14 protein-coding genes and 2 pseudogenes are annotated in these 14,809 nt (G+C 74.4%); 5 read left to right on the top strand and 11 right to left on the bottom strand.

Annotation, left to right across the window (positions count from 1 at the left end):
• Together VFJ94_RS05885 and ligD (VFJ94_RS05890) are read right to left on the bottom strand one after the other, a co-directional pair.
• A pseudogene (locus VFJ94_RS05885) lies at positions 1-310 on the bottom strand (anthranilate synthase component I family protein); the annotation flags it as partial.
• A gap of 8 nt (positions 311-318) precedes the next feature.
• Complete coding sequence (gene ligD / locus VFJ94_RS05890) at positions 319-1,293, bottom strand: non-homologous end-joining DNA ligase (protein ID WP_325003266.1); 975 nt, start codon at positions 1,291-1,293, stop codon at positions 319-321.
• Between the two features lie 126 nt (positions 1,294-1,419).
• On the opposite strand from ligD (VFJ94_RS05890), the gene VFJ94_RS05895 reads away from it, so the two are divergent.
• A complete protein-coding gene (locus VFJ94_RS05895; RefSeq protein WP_325003267.1) occupies positions 1,420-1,899 on the top strand; it encodes an SRPBCC family protein in 480 nt (159 codons plus the stop codon).
• Here VFJ94_RS05895 and VFJ94_RS05900 read toward each other — a convergent pair.
• The 5 genes from VFJ94_RS05900 to VFJ94_RS05920 form a co-directional block, all read right to left on the bottom strand.
• Positions 1,886-3,484, bottom strand: coding sequence for an NAD(P)/FAD-dependent oxidoreductase (locus tag VFJ94_RS05900; RefSeq protein WP_325003268.1), 1,599 nt, complete (start codon positions 3,482-3,484; stop codon positions 1,886-1,888). The genes VFJ94_RS05895 and VFJ94_RS05900 overlap by 14 nt on opposite strands.
• A 49-nt stretch (positions 3,485-3,533) precedes the next feature.
• Positions 3,534-4,424 (bottom strand): NAD(P)H-hydrate dehydratase, encoded by an 891-nt coding sequence (locus tag VFJ94_RS05905; RefSeq protein WP_325003269.1) that lies wholly within the window; start codon positions 4,422-4,424, stop codon positions 3,534-3,536.
• A complete protein-coding gene (locus tag VFJ94_RS05910) occupies positions 4,417-5,196 on the bottom strand; it encodes a histidine phosphatase family protein (RefSeq protein WP_325003270.1) in 780 nt (259 codons plus the stop codon). Before VFJ94_RS05910 ends, VFJ94_RS05905 begins: the two co-directional genes overlap by 8 nt.
• A gap of 55 nt (positions 5,197-5,251) precedes the next feature.
• Positions 5,252-5,422: a hypothetical protein gene (locus VFJ94_RS05915; RefSeq protein WP_325003271.1), complete on the bottom strand. Its 171-nt coding sequence runs from the start codon at positions 5,420-5,422 to the stop codon at positions 5,252-5,254.
• A gap of 124 nt (positions 5,423-5,546) precedes the next feature.
• The gene (locus tag VFJ94_RS05920; RefSeq protein ID WP_325003272.1) at positions 5,547-6,374 is read right to left on the bottom strand and encodes a sigma-70 family RNA polymerase sigma factor; all 828 of its coding nucleotides are present in this window, start codon (positions 6,372-6,374) and stop codon (positions 5,547-5,549) included.
• A 167-nt stretch (positions 6,375-6,541) separates the two neighbouring features.
• On the opposite strand from VFJ94_RS05920, the gene VFJ94_RS05925 reads away from it, so the two are divergent.
• The 3 genes from VFJ94_RS05925 (at position 6,542) to VFJ94_RS05935 (ending at position 9,875) form a co-directional block, all read left to right on the top strand.
• A complete protein-coding gene (locus VFJ94_RS05925) occupies positions 6,542-8,062 on the top strand; it encodes a SpoIIE family protein phosphatase (RefSeq protein ID WP_325003273.1) in 1,521 nt (506 codons plus the stop codon).
• Complete coding sequence (ligD, locus tag VFJ94_RS05930) at positions 8,059-9,072, top strand: non-homologous end-joining DNA ligase (RefSeq protein ID WP_325003274.1); 1,014 nt, start codon at positions 8,059-8,061, stop codon at positions 9,070-9,072. The genes VFJ94_RS05925 and ligD (VFJ94_RS05930) overlap by 4 nt, the downstream gene beginning before the upstream one ends.
• Positions 9,073-9,137: 65 nt before the next feature.
• Positions 9,138-9,875, top strand: coding sequence for an alpha/beta fold hydrolase (locus tag VFJ94_RS05935; RefSeq protein WP_325003275.1), 738 nt, complete (start codon positions 9,138-9,140; stop codon positions 9,873-9,875).
• A 15-nt stretch (positions 9,876-9,890) separates the two neighbouring features.
• Here VFJ94_RS05935 and VFJ94_RS05940 read toward each other — a convergent pair whose 3' ends face one another.
• A complete protein-coding gene (locus VFJ94_RS05940; RefSeq protein ID WP_325003276.1) occupies positions 9,891-10,958 on the bottom strand; it encodes an NAD-dependent epimerase/dehydratase family protein in 1,068 nt (355 codons plus the stop codon).
• Positions 10,959-11,132: 174 nt separating this feature from the next.
• Between VFJ94_RS05940 and VFJ94_RS05945 the strand changes: the two genes are divergently transcribed.
• Positions 11,133-13,259 carry a DUF2156 domain-containing protein gene (locus VFJ94_RS05945; RefSeq protein ID WP_325003277.1) on the top strand — a complete coding sequence of 709 codons (2,127 nt, stop codon included), beginning with the start codon at positions 11,133-11,135 and terminating at the stop codon, positions 13,257-13,259.
• A gap of 27 nt (positions 13,260-13,286) precedes the next feature.
• On the opposite strand, the gene VFJ94_RS05950 is transcribed toward VFJ94_RS05945, so the two are convergent.
• From VFJ94_RS05950 to VFJ94_RS05960, 3 genes and pseudogenes are all read right to left on the bottom strand, one after another.
• A complete protein-coding gene (locus VFJ94_RS05950; RefSeq protein ID WP_325003278.1) occupies positions 13,287-13,691 on the bottom strand; it encodes a ChaB family protein in 405 nt (134 codons plus the stop codon).
• Positions 13,692-13,704: 13 nt separating this feature from the next.
• Positions 13,705-14,097, bottom strand: coding sequence for a hypothetical protein (locus tag VFJ94_RS05955; protein WP_325003279.1), 393 nt, complete (start codon positions 14,095-14,097; stop codon positions 13,705-13,707).
• A gap of 34 nt (positions 14,098-14,131) precedes the next feature.
• Positions 14,132-14,809: pseudogene (locus tag VFJ94_RS05960) on the bottom strand (hypothetical protein); the annotation flags it as partial.

Here is a 14,809-nt window from a genome sequence, read left to right on the forward strand (position 1 = left end):
CGCGGCAGAGGTTCACCTGGTAGACCGAGCCGGCCGCGATGCGCCGCCGCACGTCCTTGACGCCGGCGACGTAGGCCCCTTGGTCGAGCGAGCTGGACCACGGCCCGGTGAGGGGCGTCCACTCCCCGGCCGGTCGCGCCCTGGCCGATCCGGGCCGCACGTCGCCGAAGCGCACCGCCGTGACGGCGCCCTCGAAGGTGGCGACGACGGCCCAGAATCCCGACCGGTCGACGGCCTCGACCGCCGCCTCGCCGTGGAGGACGTCGACGACGTCCATGGCATGGCGGTCGGCGAAGCGGGCGTGGTCCACGGCGCCCCTCAGGCCTCGTCGGGCTCGACGGGCGGCGCAGCGCCGGCGCGCTCGTCCCGCTCGGCCCACTCCAGCAGCGGCCGCAGGTCGAAGACGGCCTCGTCGATGCCCTCGTGCAGGTCTCCGAGGCGCGCGAAGCGCTCCGGCATGGTCGCGATGGTGAAGTCCTGGGGCTCGGCGTCGCGGATCTCGTCCCATGCCAGGGGCGCCGAGACCGTGCCGCGGGGGTTGCCACGGACGCTGTATGCCGCCGCGATGGTGTGGTCGCGGGCGTTCTGGTTGTAGTCGACGAAGAGGTCGCGCGGTGAGCGGTCGCGACGCCACCAGGTCGTGGTGACCTCGTCGGGCATCCGGCGCTCGACCTCACGGGCGAAGGCGAGCGCCGCCCGCCGCACGTCCGTGAAGCCCCATGCCGGCTCGATGCGCACGTAGACGTGCAGGCCCGCGCCTCCCGACGTCTTGGGCCACCCGACGGCGCCGAGCTCGTCGAGCACCTCGCGCACCACCGCGGCGGCGCGGCGCACCGTGTCGAAGGAGCACTGCGGCATGGGGTCGAGGTCGATGCGCCACTCGTCCGGCTTTTCCGTGTCGGCGCGGCGCGAGTTCCACGGGTGGAACTCGACGGTGCTCATCTGCACCGCCCAGATCACGCTCGCGAGCTCGGTGACGCACAGCTCGTCGGCATGCAGCCCGTAGCGGGGGAAGTGCAGCCGCACCGTCTCGACCCACGGGGGGGCGCCTGCCGGCAGCCGCTTCTGGTGCACCTTGGGCCCGTCGACGCCCTTGGGGAAGCGGTGCAGCATGCACGGACGCTCCCGCAGGGCCCGCACGATGCCGGGCCCGACGGACTGGTAGTAGTGGGCGAGGTCGAGCTTGGTCTCGCCGCGCTCGGAGAAGTAGACGCGGTCAGGGCTGGAGAGCCGGACCGTGCGGTCGTCGACCTCGATCGACACCGCCGCGGCCTTGCTCGACGCGGAAGCCATGGCGCCAGACTACGGACCGCCGGTGGGCCCGGCGGGTGGAGCGGGTGCCCGCTGGGTACGGCATCCTCGTCACGACAACCTGGTGACCACGACAAGACGGTGGCGACGCACATGGGAGGCAGGCGGATGGGGATCGAAGCCGAGGACTCGTCGGAGGTCGGCCGGACGATCCAGGCCCCCGTGGAGGCGGTGTGGGCCGTCCTCTCCGACGGGTGGCTCTACTCGACCTGGGTCGTCGGGGCGTCCCGCATCCGCGACGTCGACGACGACTGGCCGCGGGAGGGCTCGCAGATCCACCACTCCGCGGGCATGTGGCCGCTGCTCATCGACGACACCAGCGAGGTGCTCCGGGCGAGGCCGCTCGAGGAGCTCGTGCTCAAGGCCCGCGGGTGGCCGCTCGGCGAGGCGCACGTCTTCCTCACGCTGGAGACCATCTCACCCGAGGCGTCCATCGTGCGGATGCGTGAGGACGCGGTGGCCGGGCCCGGCAGGCTGCTGCCGAAGCCCGCGCGCCAGGCGCTCATCCTGCCCCGCAACCGGGAGTCGCTGGCCCGGCTCGCCTACCTCGCGGAGGGCCGGCACCGCGTCTCCATCACTCCGGCCTGAGCAACCTCGACCACGCCGTCCTCGCGAGCGCCCGGCGCACCGACCCGGTGCGCCCGTCCGAGCCGAGGGCGGCCCGCGCCGCGTTCCAGCCGCAGGCGCCGTGCACTCCCCCGCCGGGGTGGGCGGAGGCGCTCGCGAGGAACAGCCCCGGCACCGGCGTCTCGGGCCGCCCGAGCCCGGGCGTCGGGCGGAAGACGAGCTGCTGGTGCAGCGCCGAGCTGCCGGCGTTGACGGCGCCGCCGACGAGGTTGGCGTCCACGGCCTCGAGGTCACCGGGCGACTGGACGTGCCGGGCCAGGGTGCTGGCGCGGAACCCCGGGGCCACGCGCTCGAGCGCCTGCTCGACCCGGTCGACGTGCGCGTCGAGCAGCTCTCCGGTCCAGTCGAGGTTGCGCGGGACATGCGTGTAGGCCCACGCCGACTCGGTGCCGTCGGGCGAGCGGGTCGGGTCTGAGGTCGTCATGGGACCGAAGAGGATGAAGGGGCGCTCCGGCACCCGTCCGACCGACAGGTCTGCGGCGAAGTCCACGAAGCCGTCGACGTCCACGCCGAGGTGGATCGTCGCGGCCTTGCCCACCTCGGCCGCCGACCACGGGACCGGCCGGTCGAGGGCCCAGTTGACCTTGACCGTCGCGTTGTCCCACTCGAACCGGTCGAGATCGCGGCGCAGGCGGGGCGGCAGCTGCTCCGGCCCGAGCAGCTCCTCGTAGAGGGCGGGCGCGGGGACGTCGGCGAGGACGGCCCGCCGCGCGTCGACGGACGTGCCGTCCGCGACGAGGACCCGGTTGCGGCGCCCTCGCCCCGGCTCGATGCGGGTGACCCGGGCCGACGTGCGGAACTGCACGCCGGCCGCCTCGGCGCGGCGGCGCAGCGCGTAGGCGAGCTCCTGGGCCCCTCCGCGCGGCACGGGGAAGCCGACGTCCTGGCCCAGCATGGCGAGCAGCCAGCCGAACATGCCGCTGCCGGCGGCGTCGGGGGGGATGTCGGTGTGCAGGGCGTTGCCAGTGAGCAGCAGGGCGGCCTCGTCACCCCGGAAGCGCTCCCGCGCGAGCCGCCGGACCGGGGTCACCGCCATCCGGGCGAACTCGAGGGCACCGGAGGTGCCCAGCCGGCGCAGGAGCCGGGTGGCGCCGGAGACCGGCGGGAACGGCGTGAAGAGCGAGTCGAGGAGCGGGTCGCGGATGAGCTGCCACTGCTTAAACATCTCGATCCATGCGGCTCCGTCGCCGGGGGTCGAGGCGTCGAGCGCCGCCGCGGTGTCCTCCACGCGCGAGTGGAGGACGGCCGCGCGGCCGTCCTCGAGCGGGTGTGCAAGCACGTGCGGCGCCCGCGCCCAGGACAGCCCGTGCGCCCCGAGGTCGAGGTCGGCGATGATGGGGCTGGCCGCCGCGAGGGGGTAGAAGGCACTGAACATGTCGGAGAGGAAGCCGGGCGCGGTCACCTCGTCGCTGCGCACGGCACCACCGACCCGGTCGCTGGCCTCGAGGACGAGCACGTCCCAGCCGGCGTCGCCGAGCGCGTTGGCGGCGACCAGGCCGTTGGGCCCGGCCCCGATGATGACGGCGTCCGCCGAGCTGCTGCCCATGTGGGGTCCTTTCCTCTGTCCCAAGGTGCGTACCCAGGCGGCCGGGGTGCTAGACCTCGATCTCCGCGAGGACCCGGGGCAGCTCGGTGACCAGCTCCCGGGCCAGGAAGCCGACCCGCCCCACGGACGCCGTGAGCCGCTCGCCCGCGCGCCCGTGCGCGAAGGACCCCCAGGCCGCCGACTGCTCGGGGCTGGCACCCCGGGCACAGAGCCCGACCACCGCGCCCGCCTTGACGTCACCGGAGCCCGAGGCGGCCACGCCCGGTCCGCCGGCCTCGTTGCGCCACGTGGTGCCGTCCGGGGTCACGACGTAGGACAGGGCGGACCCGGAGAGCACGACGGCCCCGGTCTGGCGGGCCAGGGCGGCCGTGGCGGCATGGACGTCCGCGTCCACGTCGTCGTGGCTCGCCCCGAGCGTGCGGGCCAGCTCGACGGAGTTGGGCGTGAGCAGCACCCGGCCCTCGAGGTGGCGGACCCCGTCGGGGTGTGCGGTGAGGTATGCCGTGCCCAGGGCGTCGATGACGACGCGGGTGTCGAGGTGGGGCACCACCAGCTCGAGGAGTGCCGTGGCCGCCTCCGGGTCGGTGATGCCCGGGCCGAGCAGCACCGCGTCCGCCGACGCGGCGAGGTCGAGGATCACCTCAGCGGCGGCCGGGCTGATGTCGCCCGTCTCGCCGGCCGGCAGCCCGGCGACGAAGGCCTCCGGCACGGCCGTGGACAGCAGCGGCGCCGTCGCGGCGACGGTGGCCATCTTCAGCTTCCCGGCTCCGATGCGCAGCGCGGCCTCTGCGGCGAGCAGGATCGCCCCGGCGGTGGCGGCTCCCCCGCCGACGATGAGCACCCGGCCCTTGGCGTCCTTGTTGCCGGCGGGGTCGGGCAGGCGCCAGCGCCGCAGCAGCGCCGCCGTGATGACGGCGCCGTCCTCGGCGGGGTCACCCATGGGGGGCGCCGCCGACCGGAGCGTGCGGCTCCTCGTGCGTCGTCTGCGCCGGCGAGAGCTCGAGGTGCCGCGTCGCGGCAAACGTCACCAGCCCGAGGGCGCCCCCCTCGCCGCGCAGGTAGCGGGTGATGGAGCAGTTCGCCAGCGGCTCGGTGCCGTCGATCTCGAGCAGCCGCCGCTCGTCGAGCCCCTCGAGGACGAGCCGGAAGCTCATGATGACCGCCTGGTGGGTGAAGACCCACACGCGGTCACCGTCGTACTCCTGGCGGATGTCCGCGAGGACGCTGCGCACCCGCAGCGCGACGTCGGTCCAGCTCTCGCCGCCCGGGGGCCGGTAGTAGAACTTCCCCACCGTGGTGCGGCGCTCGGCCTCCTGCGGGAACTCGGCCCGGATCCCCGTGCCGGTCATGCCGTCGAAGAGGCCGAGGTCGCGCTCGCGCAGCCGCTCGTCGGTGACGAGCGGCACGTCGTCGAGGCCAGCGGTCGCGAGCCGCGCGGTGTGCGCGGCCCGCTCGTAGGGCGAGGCGAGCACGACCTGCGGCCGCTCCTCCTCGTCCAGCCCGCTGAGGTGGCTGCCCAGGGCCTCCGCCTGCTCGCGGCCGGTGTCCGACAGCGGGGTGTCGGCGTCGCGCGTCGTGAGCTCCAGCCGGCCGAGGCCCTTCTCGCGGGCGGCCGAGTCGGCGACGTTGCCGACGCTCTGGGCATGGCGCACGAGGACGAGCTCCGCCGGGGCGAAGTGGCGGCCTGCGGCGATGGAGTCCTGCGAGTTCACGAACCCTCCTGGGTGTTGGTGTCGGTGTGGACGCTGGGCGGTGGGGCGGTGGCCCTCAGCCCTGCTTGGCGCTCGTGGCGAGGCCGTCGAGGATGTAGCGCTGGGCGAAGGCGAACACGAGGATCATCGGGATCGTCGCGATGAGGGTGGCCGCCATGGCGATCTCCCAGTGGTACTCGCCCGACAGGGCGAAGGCGTCGATGATCTGCTTGAGGCCACGCGGCATCGTGAAGTAGTCCTCGGTCTGCAGGGAGTTGGGCCGGGCACCGCCGGTCTGGGCAGTGCGTACCCGGGGGAAGTGGCGGCAAACGAGGACGTAGCGCGCCGCGCCCCGGCGGCCGGACGTCGGGTCAGGCGCTCACGCCGGCGGCCGGCATACCGACCTCGTCCTCGCCCTCCTCCTCGGTCAACCGGTCCCGCAGCTTGCGCAGGATGCCCACGAGGAGCCGGGACACCTGCATCTGGCTCACGCCGAGCGCCGCGCCGATCTGGGCCTGGGTGCACTCGTCGACGAAGCGCAGGTGCACGATCTGCCGCTCCCGGTCCGTCAGCTGGGCCAGCGCGCGGCGAAGGGCGTCGTGCGTCTCGAGCGCGTCGAACGCGTCCGCCGGGTCGGGCAGCTCCGCCCGGGCCTCGCTGCCGGGCACCGGAGCGTCGAGGGACAACGCGCGGTATGCCGCCGACGTCAGCCGGGCCTCGCCGACCGTCGTGCGCGGCAGCGACATCGCCTCGGCGAGGTCGCCCAAGGTGGGCTCCCGCCGCAGGTCGTGCAGCAGCCGCTCCTCGTGCTCGACGAGCGCGACGCGCAGCTCCTGCAGCCGCCGGGGCGGGCGCACGGACCACCCGCTGTCGCGGAAGTAGCGCTTGATCTCACCGGAGATCGTCGGCACGGCATAGACGGTGAAGCCGGCCCCCGCGCCGGGCCGGTAGCGGCGCACGGCCTTGACGAGCGCCATCCTGGCGACCTGGACGAGGTCGTCGAGGTCGATGCCCCGCCCGTAGTAGCGGCGGGCGACCGACTCGGCGAGAGGCAGGCTGCGCAGGACGGCCTCCTGCTGCAGCCGGGCCCGCGTGGCTGGGTCGCTCGCGGTGTCGGCGGCCTGCAGGAGCGACTCGGTGCAGTCGGTGTCCGGGTCTTCGTCAGAGACCGTGTGCGGAGCGGCGTACGACGAGCGCATGACCGGCTTTCCTTCCCAGGGGACGGTGGCGCCGTTGCTGGACCACTGCAGTGCGACTCCCAGACAAGCACCGGCCGTGGGCTGCCGCAACCCGGGACCGAGGTTTGCGGATGGCGGCGGCCGGGGACAGGTGGAGGAGCAGCGATGAGGCGAGGAGAGGCCGCGCGGTGACTGACAGAGAACGGGCACGGCTCTCGGCTGTCCCCGACCCGCCGGAGCAGCCGGACGGGCGGGTCCTGTCGGAGCACGACGTGCGTCGCCTCTTCGTGCCGGCCACGACGCCGACCCTGCCGGATCTGCAGGTGCGTGCGGGGTGTGCCTCCAGTGCCGTCCGGGGGCCGGGCTTCGCGTGGTTCGAGGTCGTCGCGGCCCCCGACCGGGTCTCGCTCGTCGTCGGCGACACCGTGGCCGAGGGGCTCGTGGGCGCCTCCGCAGCCGCCCAGCTGCGCGGCGTCGTCGCCCAGGCGCTGGCGGCCGGGGCGGGCCCGGAGGAGGCGCTCGAGCAGCTGCAGCGGTATGCCGCCCAGACCCCGCAGGTCGCGGGCAGCAACGTCGTCGTGGCCGACGTCGACACCCGGACGGGCCGCGCCCGGCTGTGCCACCGTGGCCATCTGCCGCCCCTCGTCGTCGACCTGGGCGGCCGTCCCCGCTCGGTGGCCGTGGGCCCCTCCCCGCCGCTCGGCGTGCGGGGTGAGGCCGTCTCCGTGGACGACCGGCTCGGGGACGGCGAGACCCTCGTCCTCTTCAGCAACGCCCTGGTCGACCGCGGCACCGGCTCGATCACGCCACGGCTGCGGCGCCTGCGGCGCGACGTCGCGCACGACGTGCACGAGTCGCTGTCCGAGACGGTGTCCCAGGTGCTGTCCCACCGCGTGCGTGACGAGCGGGGGCGCTCCGACGACGCGACCGTCGTGGCGGCGCGGTACCGCGCCCAGCCCCGGGCGCCCTTTCGGCAGAGTGCAATCCGCTCGACCGGCGACCAACGAGCCGCCCGGGTCGCCCTCCGGGCCTGGCTGCAGGAGTTCGACGTCGGGGAGGGCACGCTCTTCGGCATCGAGCAGGCCGTCGCTGCCGCCCTCGCCCACCTGGGCAACGTGGCCCACGTCGGGGCCGCGTGCGAGGTGCAGGTGGAGGCCACGCTGGGGCAGGACGGCATCCTCACCGTGACCCTGCGGCATCGCTGCAGCGCGGCCTCGCGTGACGCCGGCTCCGCCTCTGGCGCGACGCGGGGGCTCGGCCTCATCCCGATGCTGCACCTCGTCGACGACATGGACGTGCGGCACGCCGACGACGGCATGGGCACGATCGTCCGACTGCGCCAGTCCGTTTCGGCCCCAACGCTCTTCCAGCCGTCAGAGGAGCTCGCCGTCGACACCAGCCCGGCTCCGCCGCTCGAGGCCTTCCTGCGCCGGGAGGGTGAGCGGCGGGTGCTCCTCGTCAGCGGACCGCTGCGGCCGAACACGCTCGAGGACCTCCGCCTCGCCCTCGCGGCCACGGCCGTGGGTGAGGCTCCCGTGGTCCTCGACCTGTCCGACGTCACGGAGCTGGGTGGCGCCGGGCTGGCCCTGCTGCACCGGATCGTGGGCGTCGGCGCCGTGGAGCTGCGCGCCGCGACGGGCAGCCCGGCGTCGTCCGTCATGCGGTCGAGCGCGCTGCCCTTCGAGGTGTCGGGAGCCTTCGCCACGTGAGGACCGACGCGTCGGGTCCGCACCCTGCGGCGCTGGGCCACGAGCCGCTGCCCGCGCTCGTGCGGCCGATGATGGCGGTGCTGCGCGACGAGCTGCCTCCCGACGACGACCGGTGGGCCTTCGAGCTGAAGTGGGACGGGGTGCGTGCCGTGGTCCACGTCGACGGCGGGCGACCGCGTGCCACGTCCCGGAACGACCAGGACATGACCGCCGCCTACCCCGAGCTGCGAGCCATGGCGGCGTCCCTCGGCTCCCGGCAGGTCGTGCTCGACGGCGAGATCGTGGCCCTCGACGAGCACGGGCGCCCGAGCTTCACCCGGCTCCAGCCGCGCATGCACGTGACCAACCCGGCGCAGGTCCGCCGGCTCGAGAGCTCGACGCCGGTGACCTACCTCGTCTTCGACGTGCTGCACCTCGACGGCCGGTCCACCCTCGCCCTGCCGTACCGGGAGCGGCGCCGGCTGCTGGAGGGCCTTGGCCTCGACGGCCGCTCGTGGCGCACTCCCCCGGCGTGGTTCGGTGACGGGCCGGCGGTGCTCGAGGCGGCGGCGGAGCAGTCCCTGGAGGGCGTCGTGGCCAAGCGGCTCGACTCGACATACCAGCCGGGCCGGCGGTCCGAGTCGTGGGTCAAGGTCAAGCACCTGCGCACCCAGGAGGTCGTCGTCGGCGGCTGGAGACCGGGGGCCGGCCGCCGCAGCGGCAGCTTCGGCTCCCTGCTGCTCGGCATCCCCTCCGGGGACGGGCTCGACTACGTCGGCAAGGTGGGGACCGGCTTCTCCGAGCGCATGCTCGAGGACCTGGCAGCGCGGATGAAGGCGCTGGAGACAACTCGTGACCCCTTCGCCGGCACGGTTCCCGCAGCCGACGCCCGCGAAGCCCACTGGGTCTCGCCCGCGCTCGTCGGAGAGGTGCGCTTCGGGGAGTGGACCCGGGACGGGCGCCTGCGCCACCCCGCCTGGCGGGGGCTGCGGCCCGACAAGGGCCCCTCCGACGTGGTACGCGAGTCGTGAGGCCTGCTGGGGTTGTGAGGCGTGCTGCGGTCGTGCGGGCTGCCGGGACTCGGGAGAGCTGGTCGATGGTGGGGCGTGCGCGGGTGCACGCCTGGGAGTGCGGGCCGCAGGCCGGCGCGCCGGGCACCGTGGTGCTGCTGCCCGGCCTGGGCCTGCCGACGTATGCCCTCCGGGTCGCCCGGGAGGTCGGCAGGGCCGGGATGCGCAGCGTGCTGCTCGACCTGCCAGGCTTCGGGCGGCACGGAGGCCGCGCGGTCCCGCCCGACGTCGACGCCGTCGGGCGGGCCGCCGCGGCCTGGGTGGGGCAGCACGTCACCGGCCCGGTCGTCGTGGCCGGGCACTCGACGGCCGCCCAGGCCGCGCTCGGTGCCGCGCTCCTGCTCCAGCACGACCGCCGCGACGCCACGCTCGTCATGGCGGGGCCGACCTTCCGGCCCGCCCACCGGCGGTGGGGCCGGCTGCTGCTCGCCACGCCGGCCGCCTACCGCCGGGACCCGCCCACGGAACTGCTCCTGGCGCTGCCCGACCTCGTGCGCGGCCGCGTGGGCGTCGTCGCGGTCCTGCGATCGGGCCTCGCCGACGCCCCGGAGGAGCGCATCCGAGGGCTGACCCTGCCGCTCGTGCTCACGGCCGGCGTGCGGGACAGCTACGCGCCGGCTGCGTGGCTCCAGGCCCTGCGGGCGGCCGCCCTACGCAGCCCGTCCGTGCGACTGGTGCGGCCCGAGGGCTCGCACAACAACCTCTACACGCACCCTGAGCAGGTTGCACGAGTGCTGGCGTCTCCCCTCGCCGGCGGGTGGTGAGCGCCCGAGGGGCGGTCACGTCAACGCGCGACGCGCCACCGTCCCCTCGCGGGCGGCGCGCACGCAGGCGTCGAGGACGCGGCGGGGGCGCAGGGCCGGGCTCGCGGTGCCGGACCCGTCCGACATGCCGCGGACCAGCTCGGCCAGCACGTCCAGCGCGGTGTGCCTCGGGTGCCACCCCAGCTCCTCCCGCGCGCGGCTGCTGTCGACCCACGGGGCCTCCAGCGCCATGTCCACCCAGCCGGGGTCGAGCGGGTGCAGGTGGGCGTGCCACGCCGCTGCGAGGAGGGCGCGGGCGTGCTCCCGTCGCAGCGGCACCGGCCGGGCACCGAGCGCCGCGGCGATGTCGGGACCGCGCAGCAGCGGCTCGGCGGCGATGTTGAACGGTCCGTGGGCGCGGCGCTCCACGACCCGGACGAGGGCGTCGGCGAGGTCCCGTGCGTGCACGAGCTGGATGCCGAAGCGCGGGTCCACCGGCAGGACCGGCACGTGGCGCAGGACGGCACCCGGCACGATGCCGGGCAGCCCGCACCGCAGCATCGGGCCGCCCGCGGCGTAGTGACCGACCAGGGCCGGCCTGAGCACGGCGACCCGGTCCTCGGCGCCGGCCGCCGCGGCGAGCCGGCGCAGTGTCGCCTCGGCGGCCACCTTGTGCTGGCTGTAGGTGGCCGTGGGGATGCCGCCCGGTGGCCACGTCTCGTCGACGAGCGAGGGGGTCGTCCGGGGAGAGTAGACCGCCACCGACGACGTGTGCGCGACGTGCGCGACGCCGACGTCGAGGGCGACCCGGACGACCCGTTCGAGGACCCCGACGGAGACCGCGCGCAGGTAGTCCGGACGCCGCATGGGGTGGAAGCCCCACGCGAGGTGCACCAGCGCGTCCGCCTCCGAGAGCAGCTCGCGCAACCGCGGCTCGGAGGCGGGCTGGGAGAGGTCGAGCGCCGTCCAGCGCGCCACGTCGTAGGGGGCGACAGGGGGCGGTGGGCGTCGGACCACTGCGCCGACCTCGTGGCCCCGACCGCGCAGCACGCCGAGCAGGGCGGTGCCGACGTTGCCGCTGGCGCCGGTCACGACGATCTTCATGAGGCTCCTTGGCCGTCGTTGGGCGGGGTCGGCCGGTCCGGTTCTCTGCCGGTGGTGCGGGGAATCCTACGGATGCCGTGGACCGTATGCCGTTGACGTGGCGCCGAAGTTGCGCCAGCGCAGCCCCCGAGAGATTTGCAGGACGCGTCGACCGGTTCTGCGCGACCATGGAGCATGGCGTCCTGGGGCCTGTTGGTCCGCCGGATCCCGTTGACGGTCGCGCTGCTCGCGCTCGTCGTCCTCCTGTCCCTGCTGACCGGCTCCTTGTGGGACCCCCTGCTCGCGCGGCCCCTCGGCGAGGTCGTCACGTATGGCCTGCCCTCGCTCCTCGCCGGGCACTGGTGGTCGGTGCTCACGGGAGCGTTCTTCGCCGCGATCCCGGTGCAATACCTGCCCATCCTCGTAGGGCTGGCCATCTTCGGCGGGTTCAGCGAGTGGCGGCTGGGAACTGCGCGTGCGGCCGTCGCCCTGCTCGTCGCGCACGTCACCGGAGTCCTCGGGGCGTCCGCCCTCCTCGCGGTCACGCGCGACCACGGCTACCTGTGGACCACGCAGCTGGCCCAGGTGCGCGACGCCGGGCCGTCCGCCGGCTTCCTCGGCGCCGCGGCCGCGGCGTCGGTGACCCTCGAGCCGCCGTGGCGTGGCCGGCTCCGCGCCGCTCTCGCGGCATACGTCCTGCTCTTCGTCATCGACATGGGCTCGCTCGCGGACCTCGAGCACGTCATCGCCGTGGGCGCCGGGCTGCTGCTCGGGCCCTACCTCGTCGGCCGGAGGCCGCGCTTCACCCGGCGGGCGCTGACCCGGCGCGACTTCCGCCTCCTCGCCTGCTGCTTCTTCGTCGTGGCCGCCCTCGAGGGACTCATCCAGCCGTTCACGGCCGCCGACGGACCGCTCGCGGCCACGTTGTCGAGCGAGAGGCGAGCCGAGGAGCTCGCGAACCGCGCCTTCCTCGCCGGGCTGATCCAAGCGGTCGTGTGGCTGTGGTTCGCCCGCAGCCTCTACAAGGGACGGCGCCGCGCGTGGCGGTGGGCCACCGGCCTGCTGTGGGTCGTCATCACGGTGCAGCTCCTCGGGGTCATCTTCATCGTCATCGTCGGCGAGCCCGGCGTGCTGGCCCTGCTCTACGAGGTCGTCGGCAACGCCTTCGGGCTCGGCGTCCTGCTCGTCGGGCGGCACGCCTTCCGCAACCCCTCACCGAGGCGCGCCCGACGCACGCACGGCAGCCTCGTCGCCCCCGCCACCGAGCAGCAGCGCCAGGTCGCGACCGCCCTGCTGCAGCAGGAGGGCACGGTGAACCGGCTCGCGTGGATGACGACGTGGCCGGAGAACCGGTGGTTCGAGAGCCACCGGGACGCCGGCTACGTCGCCTACCGCGTGCACGCCGGCGTGGCGATCGGTCTGTGCGATCCCGTGGCGAGCCGGAGCGAGGCCCGTGCGGACCTGCTCGGCTCGTTCGCCGACGCGGTCCGGAAGGCCGGGCTCGTGCCGTGCCTGTTCACCGTGACCGCAGAGGCGTCCCGGCACGCCCGCGCCCAGGGCTGGCACAGCCTGCAGGTGGCCGAGGAGGCCGTCATCGACCTCCCCGGGCTGACCTTCACCGGCAAGGCGTGGCAGGACGTGCGCACGGCCCTGAACCAGGCGAGCAAGCTGGGCATCACGCTGCGGCTCGGGCCCCTCGCCGACGCTCCGCGCGGCATCCAGCTGCAGGTCCAGGCCATCTCGGCGGCGTGGGTCGAGGACAAGGGCCTGCCCGAGATGGGCTTCACCCTCGGCGGCGTCGACGAGGCACTCGACCCGCACGTCCACGTCGGCGTCGCCGTCGACCCGGAGTCGACCGTGCACGGCGTCACGTCGTGGATGCCGATCTACGACGTCGGCGGTGGCTCGCCGGTCGGGTGGACGCTCGACGTCATGCGCCGGCTGCCCGGTGGCTTCCGCTACTCGATGGAGTTCCTCATCTCCTCGGCGTGCACGTCGTTCCGTGAGGCCGGGTGCCGGGTCGTGTCGCTCTCGGGAGCGCCGCTCGCCCGGTCGACGGGCACCAGCCGGGACGAGGGCCTCGACCGCGGGACGCTGGACGCCTTCCTGGACCGGCTGGGCGGCGCCCTCGAGCCCTACTACGGGTTCCGGTCGCTGCACGCCTTCAAGGCCAAGTTCCAGCCGCGCCTGGAGCCGCTCTACCTCGTCTTCCCCGACGAGGCGGACCTGCCGCGCATCGGGTTGGCCCTCAGCCGCGCCTACCTGCCCGACGCGGGCGTGCGGGACTTCCTCACGCTGGCGCGGTCCGGCCGGGGCAGCTGACCGGCGGGCCGCTCCCCGCAAGGCGCGTCAGGAGCGGGCCCGGCGGGTGGCGCGGTCGTTCGCGCGCTGGATGGCGTCGACGAGCTCGGCCTTGCCCATGCGGGAGCGGCCGCGGATGCCGAGCCGTCTGGCGACCTCGTAGAGGTGGCGCTTGCTCGCGTTGGCGTCGACGCCACCCGCGGTGTCCCCACCCTTGCGGGCGGCGCGGCCCGACCGGCTCGCCTGGGCGTCGGAGGGCCCCTTCTTCGCCTTCGGCTCCCAGTGGTCGCCGACCTTCTCGAAGGAGTGCTTGAGCGAGGCGAAGGCCGTTCGGTGCGCCCGCTCCCCCTCGCCGTACTCCTCGACGGCCGCGTCGTGCGTCGCAGCCCAGGTCTCCTGAGCCTTTCTCGGTGACCGCTTCAGGGTCGAGGGCAGCTCGTCCTTGCCGGGCATGTGCGATCTCCTCTCAGGTCAGGCTGAGCAGCGCCCGGGCGTAGGCGCACTCGACGTCGGCGTCGGTGAAGTCGACCGGGCCACCGTCGTCGAGGAGGGTCACGGTCCACGCCGAGCCGGTCCACGACAGCCGCCGGAACCGGGAGCCCAGCAGCTCGCGCAGCTGGTCCTCGCGCGGCAGCCACACCGCCGCGTCGAGGGTGACCGAGTCGAGCGCCCACTCCGTCGTGCCGTTGAAGCCGAGCAGCGGCTGCCCGTGGAAGGTGTGCACGTCGATGGTCAGTTCGCTGATCCAGAACACCTCGCCCGCCATGGTCGGCTGGTCGATGGCGAACCGGTCACCCGGACGAGGCTCCCAGAGCACGCCACCGGCCAGCAGGCGGCGGGCCAGCTCGACGGTGATCATGCGCCCACCGTACGACGCAGCCCACCGCCGGCGCTCAGCCGCTGAAGAGGAAGAGCGACCGGGTGGACCACGTGACCCCGTCGAGCGCAGGACCGCTGATCGGCACTGGGACCCCGCTCACGGAGCCGCCGCTCCAGCGGACCCGGTTGAGGGAGCCGTCGCTCGTCGAGGCGTAGTAGAGGCTGTCCCCGGCGACGAAGATCCCCCGGGCGTTGCGGAAGCTCACGGTGCTCGGGGCGAAGAAGGTCCGCTCGTCGACGATGCCGCTGTCCGGGGAGAACCACCTCCACCGCAGCTGCGTGTCGCGCGCCAGCGTGTAGTAGAGCCGGCCGTCGGCGTAGAACATGCCGGTGAGGTCGGGAATCTGCCCGTAGAGCGTCGGCACGTTGCCGTCGAAGGTGCCGCCGAGGTGGTCATCGACGTTGGCCCACGTCGGGTCGTGGTACGGGTTGATCTTGACCGCCGGACCCCACGTGTCGCCGCTGAAGGTCCGCGAGTAGAGGAAGCCGTCGGTCAGGGCGTAGAAGACCTTGCTGCCCACCATGAAGGCCCCCCGGGTGCTCGACCAGGGCACTGCGCCGTTGGGAACGGCCACCGGCTTGGAGCTGACGCCCGTGGAGGTCAGCCCGACGCGGAAGAGCTCGTCCGAGACCGCGGTGCCGGTCGACCCGCCCCGGTAGACGTTGCCGGGCAGCGCCCCGACGTTGGTGGC

The sequence above is a fragment of the Intrasporangium sp. genome, from assembly GCF_035688975.1.
Lineage (GTDB): Bacteria > Actinomycetota > Actinomycetes > Actinomycetales > Dermatophilaceae > CALMNV01.